The sequence below is a fragment of the Rhodococcus ruitaii genome (assembly GCF_055230935.1).
This window is the reverse complement of sequence record NZ_JBUYWC010000013.1, coordinates 138034-151470: the sequence shown is the minus strand read 5'-3', so window position 1 is coordinate 151470 and position 13437 is coordinate 138034. Positions and strand designations below refer to the sequence as shown.

The 13437-nt window shown below is 66.1% G+C and carries 12 protein-coding genes; 6 read left to right on the top strand and 6 right to left on the bottom strand.

All coding sequences use genetic code 11. From position 1 onward, the window contains the following. The first annotated feature begins 72 nt into the window (after positions 1 to 72). The 4 genes from ACZI8W_RS18190 to ACZI8W_RS18175 all read left to right on the top strand — a co-directional run bounded on the left by ACZI8W_RS18190 (position 73) and on the right by ACZI8W_RS18175 (position 4888). Positions 73 to 2070 carry a flavin-containing monooxygenase gene (locus ACZI8W_RS18190; RefSeq protein ID WP_463369905.1) on the top strand — a complete coding sequence of 666 codons (1998 nt, stop codon included), beginning with the start codon at positions 73 to 75 and terminating at the stop codon, positions 2068 to 2070. A gap of 136 nt (positions 2071 to 2206) precedes the next feature. Further along, positions 2207 to 3916 carry a 3-ketosteroid-delta-1-dehydrogenase gene (locus tag ACZI8W_RS18185; protein ID WP_463369904.1) on the top strand — a complete coding sequence of 570 codons (1710 nt, stop codon included), beginning with the start codon at positions 2207 to 2209 and terminating at the stop codon, positions 3914 to 3916. A 40-nt stretch (positions 3917 to 3956) separates the two neighbouring features. Further along, positions 3957 to 4487, top strand: a complete 531-nt coding sequence (locus tag ACZI8W_RS18180) for a hypothetical protein (RefSeq protein ID WP_463369903.1) — start codon at positions 3957 to 3959, stop codon at positions 4485 to 4487. Beyond that, entirely contained in the window at positions 4484 to 4888 is a 405-nt protein-coding gene (locus ACZI8W_RS18175; protein ID WP_463369902.1) for a nuclear transport factor 2 family protein, read from the top strand. Before ACZI8W_RS18180 ends, ACZI8W_RS18175 begins: the two co-directional genes overlap by 4 nt. A 23-nt stretch (positions 4889 to 4911) precedes the next feature. On the opposite strand, the gene ACZI8W_RS18170 is transcribed toward ACZI8W_RS18175, so the two are convergent. Next, entirely contained in the window at positions 4912 to 5703 is a 792-nt protein-coding gene (locus tag ACZI8W_RS18170) for an FAD-binding oxidoreductase (RefSeq protein ID WP_463369901.1), read from the bottom strand. 210 nt (positions 5704 to 5913) lie between these two features. Between ACZI8W_RS18170 and ACZI8W_RS18165 the strand changes: the two genes are divergently transcribed. Further along, positions 5914 to 7509, top strand: coding sequence for an AMP-binding protein (locus ACZI8W_RS18165; protein ID WP_463369900.1), 1596 nt, complete (start codon positions 5914 to 5916; stop codon positions 7507 to 7509). An 88-nt stretch (positions 7510 to 7597) separates the two neighbouring features. Then, a complete protein-coding gene (locus tag ACZI8W_RS18160; protein ID WP_463369899.1) occupies positions 7598 to 8815 on the top strand; it encodes a globin domain-containing protein in 1218 nt (405 codons plus the stop codon). 8 nt (positions 8816 to 8823) lie between these two features. On the opposite strand, the gene ACZI8W_RS18155 is transcribed toward ACZI8W_RS18160, so the two are convergent. From ACZI8W_RS18155 to ACZI8W_RS18135, 5 genes are read right to left on the bottom strand one after another with little or no spacing between them, the layout of a single operon-like run. Beyond that, positions 8824 to 9489 carry a class II aldolase/adducin family protein gene (locus tag ACZI8W_RS18155; protein ID WP_463369898.1) on the bottom strand — a complete coding sequence of 222 codons (666 nt, stop codon included), beginning with the start codon at positions 9487 to 9489 and terminating at the stop codon, positions 8824 to 8826. Then, entirely contained in the window at positions 9486 to 10436 is a 951-nt protein-coding gene (locus tag ACZI8W_RS18150; RefSeq protein WP_463369897.1) for a carbohydrate kinase family protein, read from the bottom strand. The genes ACZI8W_RS18155 and ACZI8W_RS18150 overlap by 4 nt, the downstream gene beginning before the upstream one ends. Then, the gene (locus tag ACZI8W_RS18145; protein ID WP_463369896.1) at positions 10436 to 10957 is read right to left on the bottom strand and encodes an SRPBCC family protein; all 522 of its coding nucleotides are present in this window, start codon (positions 10955 to 10957) and stop codon (positions 10436 to 10438) included. Before ACZI8W_RS18145 ends, ACZI8W_RS18150 begins: the two co-directional genes overlap by 1 nt. Continuing rightward, positions 10954 to 12336, bottom strand: a complete 1383-nt coding sequence (locus tag ACZI8W_RS18140) for a flavin monoamine oxidase family protein (RefSeq protein WP_463369895.1) — start codon at positions 12334 to 12336, stop codon at positions 10954 to 10956. The genes ACZI8W_RS18145 and ACZI8W_RS18140 overlap by 4 nt, the downstream gene beginning before the upstream one ends. Next, positions 12333 to 13436 (bottom strand): alpha/beta hydrolase, encoded by a 1104-nt coding sequence (locus tag ACZI8W_RS18135; RefSeq protein ID WP_463369894.1) that lies wholly within the window; start codon positions 13434 to 13436, stop codon positions 12333 to 12335. Before ACZI8W_RS18135 ends, ACZI8W_RS18140 begins: the two co-directional genes overlap by 4 nt. Position 13437 lies beyond the last annotated feature (1 nt).

Sequence of the window (13437 nt, the reverse complement as noted above, 5' to 3'; positions counted from 1 at the left end):
GGAGCAATCAACATTTCGGGCCGCGTAGGCCGCGACGGTTCAACCGGAACCTGTTTGACCGGAAGGATATCCATGACCACCACGTTCATCCCGAGTGGACCTGCCCAAGAAACGATCACCCAGGAGACTCTTCTGGAGGCGATCGCCGTTGCAGATCCGGGTGCGTTGTTGATGTCCACGGTGCATGTCTCGGGTGATCTGTCGTTGCTCGACGAGTTCGAGGAGCGAGTTGCGCACGCCAAGCGCGAACAGGCAAGTGGCGGGACTGCGCCGCAGACCCACTACGGTGCGCAGAGCGGCGCCGACGCAACTCCACCCGGCCAGTTTCCCGACGAGATTGCCGTCGCCATCCGGGAACGGGCGGCGGAGGTGCTCACGCCCGACTTGCCAGTGCAGTTGGGACTGCCCGAGCCCGAGTTGTTCCGCCGGATGGCGTCGTTGTGCACCGTCGGCAGAGTGGATGAGGAATTCGTACCACTTCTCCTCGAGCAGGCGGGGTTCCAGAAGTCGCAGCGGAGAGTCCCGGTGACGAGAACACCGGCACCGGATTTCGACGTTATCGTCATCGGTGCCGGCATGATCGGCCTCAATGCGGCCATCAAGCTGGGCGAGGCAGGATTCCGATACACAGTGTTCGAAGAGCGCGACGAGTTGGGAGGCACGTGGTCGCGCAATACATACCCTGGCGCGGCGGTCGATACTCCGAGTCACTACTACTCGTATTCCTTCGAACTCAATCCCGACTGGACTCGCTACTACCCGACGGGACCCGAATACCTCGCCTACATGCAGGGAGTGGCCGAGAAGTACGACCTGTACAGAAACATCGAGTTCTCGACGTCGGTGGTGTCCGCCGAATGGATCGAGGAAGACCAGAAGTGGGTTGTGGAGACCCGCCGTCAGGACGGCAGTGTGGTTCGGTATACCGCGAGTGCCGTGGTCACTGCCCTGGGAATGCTCAACTCCCCCAACATCCCCGATATCGAGGGCATGGACACGTTCGAAGGGCAGATCGTGCATACGGCCCAGTGGCCATCGGATCTCGACCTGGTAGACAAGAAGGTCGTTGTGGTCGGTACGGGATGCACTGCAGTACAGGTGGTTCCGAACATCGTCGATGACGTTTCCAGCCTCCATGCGCTTGTCCGGAGCCCGCATTGGATCGTGCCCGAGAGGGCTGTTGTCAATGACGTTCCCGACGGGGAGCGGTGGGCAATGAGGCATCTTCCGTTCTTTCAGAACTGGTTCCGGCTCAAGGCCTACTGGCTCGCCTCGGACAACCTGTACCCGGTGCCGCGGATCGATCCGGAGTGGGCAGCAACCCACCTGTCGGCTTCGCCCGCGAGCGACCTGGTGATGCAGACCGCACTCCAGTATCTCGAACGGTCCTTCCCCGACCGCCCGGACCTTCGGGAAAGGTTGACACCCGACTTCCGGCCTTACGCCAAGCGAATCGTCAAGGACCCGGGATTCTTCGCGGCCCTCAATCGAGAGAACGTCACCCTGCATCGGGCGGCCCCCGCTCGGATCCGGCCGGGGGGTGTGACCACCTCGGAGGGTGTGGACATCGACGCGGATGTGATCATTCTGGCCACCGGTTTCCATCTCGAATTCACCACCTCCATCGACATCGTCGGGCGGAACGGGACGAAGCTCGCCGACCTGTGGAGGGGTGGCGACGACCCGCGAGCGTACCTCGGCGTTCAGGTGTCCGGATTCCCCAACCTTTTCATCACGGCAGGTCCGAATGCTGCTCCCAATCACGGTGCAGGGCACAACATCACAAGTGAGGAACACGTCCACTACATCGTGGAGTGCCTCCAGTACCTCGTCGAGCACGACTACGCGTCCATGGACGTCGATCCCGAGGCTCAGGCCGAGTACAACCGTAAGGTCGACGAAGCGCTGGACCTGACGGTCTGGGCGCATCCGGGTGCGGGCGTGACCGGGTACTATCGAAACAGCGGGGGCCGCCCGGTCGGGCCGTGCCCGTGGCGCCTGGTCGACTATTGGACCATGCTGCGTGAGCCGTGCGTCGGCGATTTCCGGTTCACTCGGTCTTCGGTGTAGCCGAATCTCACTGTCGACATGAGCAGGCGGCGCCCGTGAGGTGTCCCGGTGGCCGGGATCATCCGTTCCGATGGCGAAGTGGCTGGCCTAGCGTTTCCCAACACACTGTGACAATCAGGTACAAGGAGAACTCTCGATGGCGAAACGCGCCGTACCGCCCCTGACTCCCGCCCGCGACACCACCGTGGACCTGCTCGTGATCGGATCGGGCACGGGCATGGCAGCGGCCCTCGCGGCAAACGAGCGCGGCTTGTCGTCGCTGATCGTCGAGAAGACGAAGTATGTCGGCGGCTCCACGGCACGTTCGGGTGGTGCGTTCTGGATGCCCGCGAACCCGGTGCTGACGGACGCCCGGACAGGCGACACCGTCGAACGCGGGCGCACGTACGTGCGGTCGGTGGTCGACGGGACAGCGCCGGCCGAGCGCGGTGACGCGTTCGTGGACAACGGCGCCGAAACCGTCGCGATGCTGCAGCGCACCACCCCGATGAAGTTCTTCTGGGCGAAGGGCTACTCCGACTACCACCCGGAGAAGCCCGGCGGAGCGGCCGTCGGACGTACCTGTGAGTGCCGTCCGTTCAACATGTCCCAACTCGGTGAGGAGCGCGGTCGGCTCCGTCCGGGGTTGATGGAAGCCGGGCTGCCGATGCCCACCACCGGCGCCGACTACAAGTGGATGAACTTGATGGCGCGCACTCCGGTCAAGGGCTTCTCCCGGATTTTCCGCCGGCTCGCGCAGGGTGTTGCCGGTCTGGCCGTCAAGCGGGAGTACGCCGCCGGTGGACAGGCGATCGCAGCGGGCCTGTTCGCGGGAGTTCTCGACGCGGGCATCCCGGTGTGGACCGAGACGTCACTCGTCCGGCTGATCACCGAAGGTGATCGTGTCACCGGTGCCGTCGTCTCGCAGAACGGCCGTGAGGTGACGGTCACCGCCCGGCGCGGTGTGGTGCTCGCTGCCGGTGGGTTCGACCACGACATGGCAATGCGACACAAGTTCCAGTCGGAGTCGCTCGTGGACGGTGAGAGCCTCGGTGCCGAAGGAAACACCGGCGACGCGATCAAGATCGCGCAGGAGGTCGGTGCCGGAGTCGACCTGATGGACCAAGCGTGGTGGTTCCCTGCGGTTGCACCGACTCGCGAGGGTAAGCCGCCGCTGGTCATGCTTGCCGAGCGGTCGCTTCCGGGGTCGTTCATCGTCGATCAGACGGGCCGTCGCTTCACCAACGAGTCGTCGGACTACATGAGTTTCGGGCAGGTCGTGCTCGACAGGGAGCGTGCGGGCGATCCTGTCGAGTCGATGTGGATCGTGTTCGACCAGAAGTACCGCAACAGCTACTTGTTCGCCGCCGGCCTGTTCCCCCGCCAGCCCATCCCGGGTTCGTGGTACAAGGCGGGCATTGCGCACCGCGGCGCAACCGCCGAAGAGCTGGCGGCGTCGATGGGAGTGCCGGTCACGGCATTCACCGAGACGTTCCGCCGTTTCAACGACGACGCGGCAGCCGGTACCGACTCCGAGTTCGCTCGTGGTGCAAGCGCATACGATCGCTACTACGGCGACCCGACCGTCGAGCCCAACCCGAACCTGCGCCCGCTCGACGACGGACCGTTCTTCGCGGTGAAGATGACGCTCAGCGACCTGGGTACGTGCGGTGGTGTGCGCGCCGACGAGCGTGCGCGTGTGCTGCGCGAGGACGGCAGCGTCATCGACGGCTTGTACGCGATCGGCAATACCGCCGCCAACGCATTCGGTAACCGCTATCCGGGTGCGGGCGCGACGATCGGCCAGGGTTTGGTGTACGGCTACATCGCCGCACACGACGCAGCGAAGGTGGCCGCGGCCTCGTGATCAACTGACCGGCCAGGCTCGAGCGAGAGGAACATCCACGATGAGAACAGTCGCCCTGCACGAGGGCTCCGTGCCCACCTTCCTCTCGCTCGGCGCGGCCGCGAGCACCGACAGCGACGGAGGATTCGACGAGGCGGACATCGTCTTCTTCGTCCCGCCCCTGCCCGACGAACCGTTGAGAAGTCGGGTCCGTCTGGAACGCAACGCCGAGACCTCCCGAGTGGACCGGACGGTCGAGTACTTCGACAGCATCGGCCGCCGAGTAGCGGAGGTGTACCTGTCGGGATGTGAGAATGCCCCCGGGGCTCCCGACCGGTACCGGGACGAACTCGTACGCTGCGTCGTCGACCGGTTCGGGGCGGCGAGCGTGCGCCGTTTCCGTAGCCGCATCACCTCTTCGACAACCGGCGAGCCGGTGTCCTGCACCGTCGGCGTGCTTCAGCGGTATCGCACCGATCACGAGGCAGTTCAGGACGTGTCGGTGGTGTGTGCGACCGTGTCCGGCGCGGTCGTCGCCCGTGCCTGGGTGACCGTGGCGGAGGCTTCCCTCGCCGAGCGGATTCCTGCGTGAGTGAGGAAGCCGAGGTCACCGAGGCCCTGTTCGCATTCGCGGGTTTCCTCGACGACAAGAATTGGACAGCGCTTGCCGAAGCAATGACCGTAGACACGCAATCATACGGTCGGGTAGGCGTCGAAGACACCGTTGCGCGGGTCCGTTCGTGTCTGGACATCTGCGGGCCCACGCAGCATCTGATCGGCAACGTGACCGTCGATGTCGACGGTGACGCGGCAACGACCCGAAGCGCGTTCCGCGCCTATCACGTCGGCGCGGGCGCGACGGAGGGCAGCACCTACGAATGCATGGGTTCCTACGACGATCGCTGGCACCGCACTGCTGACGGATGGCGGCTCGCAGCACGGACCGTGCGGGTCCGCGCCGAACTCGGCGACCGCCGGGTCATCGGCATGTAGACCACCCGTTTCGGGGTAGGGGGTCAGTACGGGTCGAATCGGATGTTCTCGATGGGGGTGCCCGACTCGGTGAGCCGCTGCACTGTTGTCTGCACCATGGCCCCGGGACCGCACACGAGGACCTGATGATCGCCGAACGCCCCGTAGGACGTGACGATCTCGTCGAGGCTGCCCTCGAGCAGGTCGTCGGGATCGGGCCCGATATCACCGATGCGCGACAGGATCCGCTGGTGCCACGGGTCGGGTACCGAGGGATCCTCCACCGATTCGACGACCGGGACCACGGTGAGCCACGGCAGCGCCTCGCCCAGGAGCGCGAGCATGTCGGCGGCATACAGGTCGCGTGGCGACCGCGCGCCGATGAACAGGAATGTGCGAGGGGGAGTCTCGCGACGTGCGGCGTCGAGGATGAGTGCACGTATCGGCGCGAGGCCGGTGCCGGCGGCGATCATGATGGCGATGCGCCCGGTGTCGTCGAGGCGGAGATCGCCGCCGCGGGGGGACGTGACTGTCCACACGTCGCCCGGCTGGGTGTCGGAAACGATGGCGCCGCTGACCCAGCCGCCGGGGACGGTACGCACGTGGAATTCGAGCTTGCCGTCCATCGACGGGGGTAGTGCGGGGGAGAGGCGCCGTGGCAGATTCGGGCGCTGGGGAACCATGACGTCGACGTACTGACCCGCACGGAACGGGACGATGCCGTCGATGCATTCGAGGCGGATGATGGCGAGATCGTGGCGGAGGCGGTGGTGTTCGACGACGGTCGCCGATACGGCGACCTCGATCTCGGATGCTGGCGACGGTGCCGACTGCATGTGGGAATCCTCTTGGGTGACGGGGTGCGCGGTGGTGCTGAGGGCTCGGTGCTGCCATGAACTGTAGGCGAGAATCCGGACGGGTCACAGAGTGGAACATGTTTCAGTTCTGGCTCTCGAGCAGTTATCGTGGCGGTCAGTATGTGATGGTCGCCATAACGACCCGTCGGTCATCGCGACGTCGCCACCACCACGATCGGAAGGATGCCGATGACTGAGAACTCCGTGAAGCCCGGGGAGTGCAACTCCGTGAAGCCCGGGGAGTACGCAGAGCTGCATCGCCCCGTCTACAACCCGGATCTGCTCATCACCGCACTCGACCGCAGCGCTGACCGTCCTGCGCTGTACCTGGGCGACGTCGTCCTGACCGGCGCCGAGATGCGCGCGGCCATCAGCCGCTACCAGCAGGCACTCGCGTCGGTCGGGGTCGGGCAGGGCTCGTCGGTCGCGGTGTTGTCGAAAAACCGGCCCGAGGTCCTCATCAACATGGGCGCGACCATGATCGCAGGGTGCCGCAACAGCGCACTCAACCCCATGGGGTCGCTCGAGGACCACTTGTACATCACGGCCGATGCCGAGATCGAGACCCTCGTATTCGATCCCGTGCACTTCGAGGAGCGCGCCGCCGAGCTGAAAGCGCAGGTGCCGACTCTGAAGAATCTGTTCTCGCTCGGTCCCTCGACGATCGCCACCGACATCCTCGCCCTCGCCGATACCTTCACCGAGCAGCGCCTCGTCGCGGCGCATGTCGATGCCGAGGGCACGTCGTCGATGGTCTACACCGGCGGCACAACCGGCAAACCCAAGGGTGTGATGGGTTCGTTCCGGTCCGGTGTCGCGCTTCCGCAGATTCAGATGTCCGAGTGGCAATGGCCGGACCAGCCGCGATTCCTGATCTGCACACCCCTCTCCCACGCGGGCGCCGCGTTCTTCATTCCCACCCTGCTTCGCGGCGGCTGCCTCTACGTGCTGCCCTACTTCGAACCGGGCCTCGTCCTCGAGGCGATCGAGAAGCACCGTATCGACGCGACGATGCTCGTCCCGACGATGATCTACATGCTGCTCGACCACCCGGACTTCGACACCCGCGACCTGTCGAGCCTGCAGACCCTCTTCTACGGAGCCTCCGCGATGTCACCCGCTCGGCTGCGTGAGGGCATCGAACGTCTCGGTCAGGTCTTCTTCCAGTTCTACGGCCAATCGGAATGCGGCATGACCATCGCGGTGCTGCGCAAGGAAGAGCATCTCGCCGACGATCCGGAACGTCTCGCCTCGTGCGGCCGCCCGGTGCCGTGGCTCGATGTGCGCCTGCTCGACGACGACCTGCAGGAAGTGCCCCAGGGGGAACTCGGCGAGATATGCGTGCGGGGACCGTTGGTGATGAAGGGCTACTGGAACAAGCCGGACGAGACCGCCGAGGCCTTGCGCGGCGGATGGCTGCACACCGGCGACGTCGCTCGCGCCGACAAGCACGGGTTCCTCACCATTGTCGACCGCAAGAAGGACATGATCGTCACGGGCGGATTCAACGTGTTCCCCCGCGAGATCGAGGACGTCATCTCGGCGCATCCCGCGGTCGCGTCGGTCGCGGTCGTCGGTGTCCCCGACCAGAAGTGGGGCGAGGCCGTGAAGGCATGCGTCGTACTGCGCGACGGGCAGGACGTGCCGGCCGGCGAACTCATCGACAGGGTGCGCGCGGCGAAGGGCTCGGTACATGCACCGAAGTCGGTGGATTTTCTCGATGCGCTGCCACTGACGCCGCTGGGCAAGCTCGACAAGAAGGCCCTGCGCGCGTCGTACCGGTGACTGTCGAGAACCATCCTGCATGCTCGTTTCTGCTGGTGAAACGCTCGAACTCGGGTCGCCGGGGGGACGGCAGGTCTACCGTTGGACCATGTTGTCAGCACAGAACGCTGAGGTCGTGCGCGCGACGCTTCCCGTCGTCGGGGCCGCCATCGGCGACATCACTCCCATCTTCTACCGTCGGATGTTCGCTGCGCATCCCGAGCTCGAGAAAGATCTGTTCAATCGGGGGAATCAAGCTCAGGGCGATCAGCAGCGTGCCCTTGCCGGCGCGATCGCCGCCTACGCGACCCTACTGGTCTCCGACAATGTCGCCGAACCGGACGATCTGCTCTCGCGGATCGCGAACAAACACGCGTCACTGGGCATCATCGCCGATCAGTACGACATCGTGCACAAACACCTGTTCGAAGCGATCGTCGAGGTGCTCGGAGATGCCGTCACCACGGAGGTCGGCGCGGCGTGGGACGAGGTCTACTGGGACATGGCAAAGGCGCTCGTCTCGATGGAGAACGAGCTGTACCGGGAATCGGGGGTAGAACCAGGGCAAGTGTGGCAGCAGCTCGTGGTCCGGCAGCGCATCCAAGAATCCCCGGACACGGTGTCGTTCGCACTGGCGCTCCCCGACGGCTCGACTCTGCCGTTCGCACGACCCGGTCAGTACGTGTCGGTGGCCGTGCGGCTTCCGGACGGCGCTCAGCAGATCCGGCAGTACAGTCTCACTCGCGCGCCTCAGCGCGAGTACTGGGGAATCACGGTCAAGGCGATTCCCGCGACCCGGTCGGAGGACGGGCACACCATCCCCGAAGGAGAGGTGTCGAATCATCTGCATCGCAACCTGTTCGACGGCGACGAACTGAAGGTGTCGCGGGCGTACGGTGATCTTCTGCTCGACGACACCGACGCTCCATTGCTGTTCGTCTCCGCCGGGATCGGCTGTACCCCGATCATCGGTTTCCTGCACTACCTCACTCGCACCGAGTCCGACCGATATGTCACCGTGCTCCACGCCGACCGCGCACCGTCCCGGCACGCTCACCGACGCGAGCTTTCCGAACTTGTCGAGCGGCTACCGGGAGCCAACCTCCACCACTGGTACGAAGACCTGGGAGTACGTCCGGCGACCGACACCACGCGTGTCGGACGGATCGATCTGAGCGAGGTCGAGATCAAACCCGGAACCCAGGTGTACCTGTGCGGGCCGCTGCCCTTCATGGAGATCGTGCGCGCTGCGCTGGTGGAGCGGGGCATCCCGGAATCCGCGATCCACTACGAAGTCTTCGGTCCGGACAAGTGGTTGCCGAGCTGACATTCCGATCAGGCCGGATCGACGGGGCGACTCCGCCCGTAACCGGTACGCACGGCCTCTTCGACCACTGCCTGCAACTGCCTGTCGCTCATCGGCCGCGGCGTCGTCACCGCGGCCGCGGCCAAGTACACCCGGCAGAGCCATTCGAGCAGCACCGCATTGTCGAGTGCCTGCTGGAGAGATGAACCGACCGCGACGGTTCCGTGATGGGCGAGGATTGCCACCTGTGCGTGCCGGAGTGCCGCTCGGGTGGCCGCGGCGAGTTCATCGGTACCGAACGGGGAGAAGGGCACCAGCGTCAGCGCCCCGCCCAGAAGCAACTGCTGGTAGTGCACCACTGGCAATTCGTCTGTCACCAGCGACAGTGCCACCGCCGCCTCCGAATGTGCGTGCACCACCGCTGTCGCGTCGGAATCGCGGTACACCCCGAGGTGGATACCGAGTTCGGAGGTCGGCTGCAACCGGCCACTGTGGTGCCGGCCATCGAGGTCGACGACGGTGACATCGTCGGGAGTGGCCGCTGCCAGCGAGACGCCCGTCGCGGTCACGGCAACCAGGTCGCCCACCCGCATGCTGACGTTGCCTGCGGTGCCCAGGACGAGTTGCCGGCGCGCCAGCTCCCGGCTCGTCGCGGCTACTTCTTCGCGTGCTCGATCTGTGTCGCTGCTGCTCATTCGAGTTCACCGTCGTGGTCATGCACGAACGCCCGGACGGCGACGAGATCGTAATCGCCGTAATTGCTGCCCAGCCCCCCGGCGACCTGGGCGGCGGTGGCATTCCCGAGCCGGGCGGCCCCGGCCACGTCCAGGCCGAGCGAGATCCCACGCAGGAACCCGGCGGAGAACGAGTCACCGCATCCCGTGGTGTCGACGACGTCGACGGGGTAGGTCGGTACCTCGGTGAGACCGTCGGCGGTGGCGATGACGGTCGGCTGCGCCCCTGCCGTTGCCACCACGCATCGAGCGCCCCGTTCGATCAGTCGACGGCATCCGTCGTGCAGATCGGTCGTGCCGGTCCAGCCGAGCACCTGTTCGTCATTGGGAAGGAGATAGTCGATGTGCGGTAGCGCCGCCTCGAAGTACGCGAGGGCTTCCGGCAGCCCCGCGGCCAGGCTGTCGGCCGAGGTGACTGCGCCTGCGGCGCGTGCGCGGGACAGCAGTTGCGCTGCGACGTCGCCGCCGTAGAACTCCGGCGCACCGAGATGCACCATGTCGGTGTCGTCGAGGGCCTCCCATGGAATATGTTGCGCCAGATGCATGTTCGCGCCCACTACATGAAACGCGGGCCGGGATCCGTCGGGGCGGATCGGCAGTACCGAAGCGGATGTCTGGACATCGGACACCCGGTGCAGCAGTGTGGTGTCGATTCCCTCCCGTTCGAGCAGGGTCGTGAGCAGGTCGCCGAGCGGGTCGTCTCCGATGACACCGGCCGAGCGCACCGACGCACCGAGTTTGGACAGCACGACGCCGGTCGCCGCCGCAGTGCCGGCGGCCGTCATGGTGATCTGTTCGACCAGGGCACCGTTCTGGCCGTCCGGGATCTCCGTCACCGGTCGGACGAGAGTGTCGAGGATGTGAACTCCTACGACGAGGGCGCGTACCGGCGTTGTGTTCTCGGCCATCAGGACTCCTTCTCTTCACAGGTCGGGTCGGCTACCGGATCGGGACTTCCCGGATCGGTGCGTTCGGAGAGTACGACCGCTTCGAGTTCCCGCATCGAACGGTCGAAATCGGCGGCCATACCGGTCCGCAGCAGGCGATGAACCAGTACGCCGAGCGGCCGGGGCGCCAGATCGAAGTGGAATTCGTATGTCATCGACGTCGCCGATCCGCCGCCGACAGGTGCGAAGCGGAAGATGTTCACGACGTTGCGCAGGGGCGCGAATCCTGTTCCGGAATCCACCCGCAACCTCAACGGTTCTATTTCGCGGACGGTCCACTCGGCGGTGGTGGTGAGCGGGCCCACCGAGGTGACCGTTTCGGTGTACTGTCCGCCGACCACGGCGGGACCGTGATGGGTGTGGACCTGGTGCACGCTGGTCACCCAATCCGCGTAGCGCCGGGTGTCGCTGGTCAGCGCCCATGCTTCCTCCGGGGTCACGGTCAGGTTCCGGTGTGCCCGGATGACGAATCGAGTGCTCATCGGGTGCTCCCTTCCGCGGCGTGGACCTCGGCCGCCACGTGCTTTCCGGACCGGACGGCGCCATCCATGTAGCCATTCCAATAGTTCGTATGTTCGGCTCCCGCCCAGTGCACCCGACCGAACGGGACGTCGCGCCACTGTCCGAGGCCGGTGAGAGTTCCCGGGGCGAGGACGGCTGTCGGCCCGCCGCGCGTCCACGCTTCGGTCGTCCAGTCCTTCTCGATACACGTGGTGGGGTGGAGCGCGCGGGGTCCGAGTGCCTTCGCGAACGCGCGCAGGACGGCGCCGCGTCGCTCGGCGGGCGGCTTCGGTGCCCATCTGCGCCACTGGTCTGCACCGACGAATCCCATCAGGACACCGGGGCCACCACCCGGCGGTGAGTTGTCGAACATGGAGCAGACCGGGAAGGAGGGGTCGCGGAACAGGGCCTGACCGGACAATCCGTCCGCACGCCAGAACGGTTCCGGATACACCGCTTCGAACTTGGCGAGCGTCCCGAAGCTCATCCGCTGGAACAGCGCCTCCTGCGGGGCGGGAAGCACGGGGTCCCAGTCGATCCGGGTTGCGAGAACGGGCGGGGCCGTCACCACGACCCGGGGCGCCGTCCACCGGTCCGAGTCGGTGTGCACGGTGACCTCTGTAGAAGTCTGCGCGATGCGACGCACCGGTGACCCGAGGGTGATGCGGTCGCCTAGGTCGTCGGCCAGGAGCCGAGAAATGTTCTGCGGACCGCCGGCAAAGCGGGATTCCTGGGCGCCGTCGGCCACGCTCATCATCCGGTCGACGGTTCCTGGGGTGTATTCGTTTCCTGCACCCGCGACGTACCAGAGGCCGAACAGGGCGGATGCGTCGGCCGCCGTGCCTCCGAACGCCGAGCCGAGCAGGATATCGAGCAGTTCGACGCCGCCGTCGGTGACGGCGCCGCGGCGGCACCACGTCGCGAAGGTCTGCGAGTCCAGCACGCGGGCATCGGCGGCGCACCACGGCCGGTCTGCGGGGACGGTGCGTGCTGCCCGGTTGATCCGGGAGATGAGCACCCCGACGTCCAGCAGGGCTGCCGGATCTGGCGGGACACCGTTGCCGAAACGTCGTGTGGTGCCGTTCCTGACGTAGATGTTGTCACCGGTGTCGAATGCCGGAAAAGTGGCCACGCCGAGTTCGGCGGCCAGCGACAGGATGTGCTCCTGGGTCGGGCCGACGAACTGGCCGCCCGCCTCGACGACGAATCCGTCGCCGAGGTGATGGTCGACGGTGCGCCCGCCGACCCGGTCCCGCGCCTCGAGCACCTGCACGTCGTACCCGTCGGCTCGCAGCGCGCGCGCCGCAGTGAGCCCGGCGAGTCCGGCACCGACGATCAGTACATCCCTCTGGTTGCTCATCGGACACCGCCGTTCTTCGACGGAACCGAGGAAGACAGTCCGTGTCGCACCGCCGCCGCGGCGTCGCTCAGTACGTCGGTCGCGACCCGCCCGACCCCGGTCGCGTTGACCAGTCCGTGCACGATGCCGGGGTGTCGCCGTGCCTCGACCGGGACTTCGGCCTCACGCATGCGCCGTGCGTACTCCTCACCTTCGTCCCGCAACACGTCGAATCCCGCGGTGACGACGTATGCGGGCGGCAACCCGGAGAGGTCGTCGGCCAGCAGTGGCGATACCAACGGGTCGAAGGCGTGCGTCGAGTCGGTCAGGTAGTGGTCCCGGTACCAGTCCATCTGCGCCTCGGTCAGGAAGAGCCCGTCCCCGAACAGCTGGTAGGAGCGGTGTTTGGTGCTGAGATCGGTGACCGGCATGAACAGCAACTGGAAGTCCGGGATCCGGCGACCCGGCCGCGTGCGGGCCTCGGAAGTGGTGGCCAGTGACACGACCGCGGCGAGATTGCCTCCGGCGCTTTCTCCGGCGACCCCGACTGCGGTGGGATCGACGCCCAGTTCGTCGGCGTGCGCGACCGCGTGGTCGAACGCAGCGATCGCATCGTTCACCGCGGCGGGGAAGGGATGCTCCGGAGCGAGGCGGTAATCGACCGAGAGCACCGCGACGCCGGCATGCTCGGCGAGGAATCGGCACACCGAGTCCGCCGACCCGAACCCTCCCAGTACGAAACCGCCGCCGTGGAAATAGAGGAGTAGCGGGAGGCGCGCTGCCGGGTGGTGTTTCGGACGGTAGAGCCGGGCCTGGATGGGTCCGTCGGCTCCGTTGATCGTGAGGTCGTGGATGTTCCCGATCTCGGAGGCAGCACCGACGATCCAGGCCTCACGGTCGATCTGCGCGCGCCCCTCCGCCAAGGGGAGCTTCTCGAAGGTCGTTCCGGCGGCGAGTGTCATCAACCGCAGTCCGAGCTGCACCTCGGTGTCGAGTTCGGCACCGTCGATGCGGACGGGGCGACCGCCTATCAGCCGTTGCATGGGCAGGGGGAGGGAGGCGAGGGTGCGCAACACTGCCCGCGCGATCCGGTCGCTCGGGCGGATGTTCGACGAAGTCATG

Excerpts from the sequence above, each read along its gene's own strand:
- ACZI8W_RS18165 (WP_463369900.1), top strand. The coding sequence starts at position 5,914 with ATGACTGAGAACTCCGTGAAGCCCGGGGAGTGCAACTCCGTGAAGCCC.
- ACZI8W_RS18135 (WP_463369894.1), bottom strand. The coding sequence starts at position 13,436 with ATGACTTCGTCGAACATCCGCCCGAGCGACCGGATCGCGCGGGCAGTG.
- ACZI8W_RS18145 (WP_463369896.1), bottom strand. The coding sequence starts at position 10,957 with ATGAGCACTCGATTCGTCATCCGGGCACACCGGAACCTGACCGTGACC.
- ACZI8W_RS18170 (WP_463369901.1), bottom strand. The coding sequence starts at position 5,703 with ATGCAGTCGGCACCGTCGCCAGCATCCGAGATCGAGGTCGCCGTATCG.
- ACZI8W_RS18180 (WP_463369903.1), top strand. The coding sequence starts at position 3,957 with ATGAGAACAGTCGCCCTGCACGAGGGCTCCGTGCCCACCTTCCTCTCG.
- ACZI8W_RS18190 (WP_463369905.1), top strand. The coding sequence starts at position 73 with ATGACCACCACGTTCATCCCGAGTGGACCTGCCCAAGAAACGATCACC.
- ACZI8W_RS18160 (WP_463369899.1), top strand. The coding sequence starts at position 7,598 with ATGTTGTCAGCACAGAACGCTGAGGTCGTGCGCGCGACGCTTCCCGTC.
- ACZI8W_RS18185 (WP_463369904.1), top strand. The coding sequence starts at position 2,207 with ATGGCGAAACGCGCCGTACCGCCCCTGACTCCCGCCCGCGACACCACC.
- ACZI8W_RS18140 (WP_463369895.1), bottom strand. The coding sequence starts at position 12,336 with ATGAGCAACCAGAGGGATGTACTGATCGTCGGTGCCGGACTCGCCGGG.
- ACZI8W_RS18155 (WP_463369898.1), bottom strand. The coding sequence starts at position 9,489 with ATGAGCAGCAGCGACACAGATCGAGCACGCGAAGAAGTAGCCGCGACG.
- ACZI8W_RS18150 (WP_463369897.1), bottom strand. The coding sequence starts at position 10,436 with ATGGCCGAGAACACAACGCCGGTACGCGCCCTCGTCGTAGGAGTTCAC.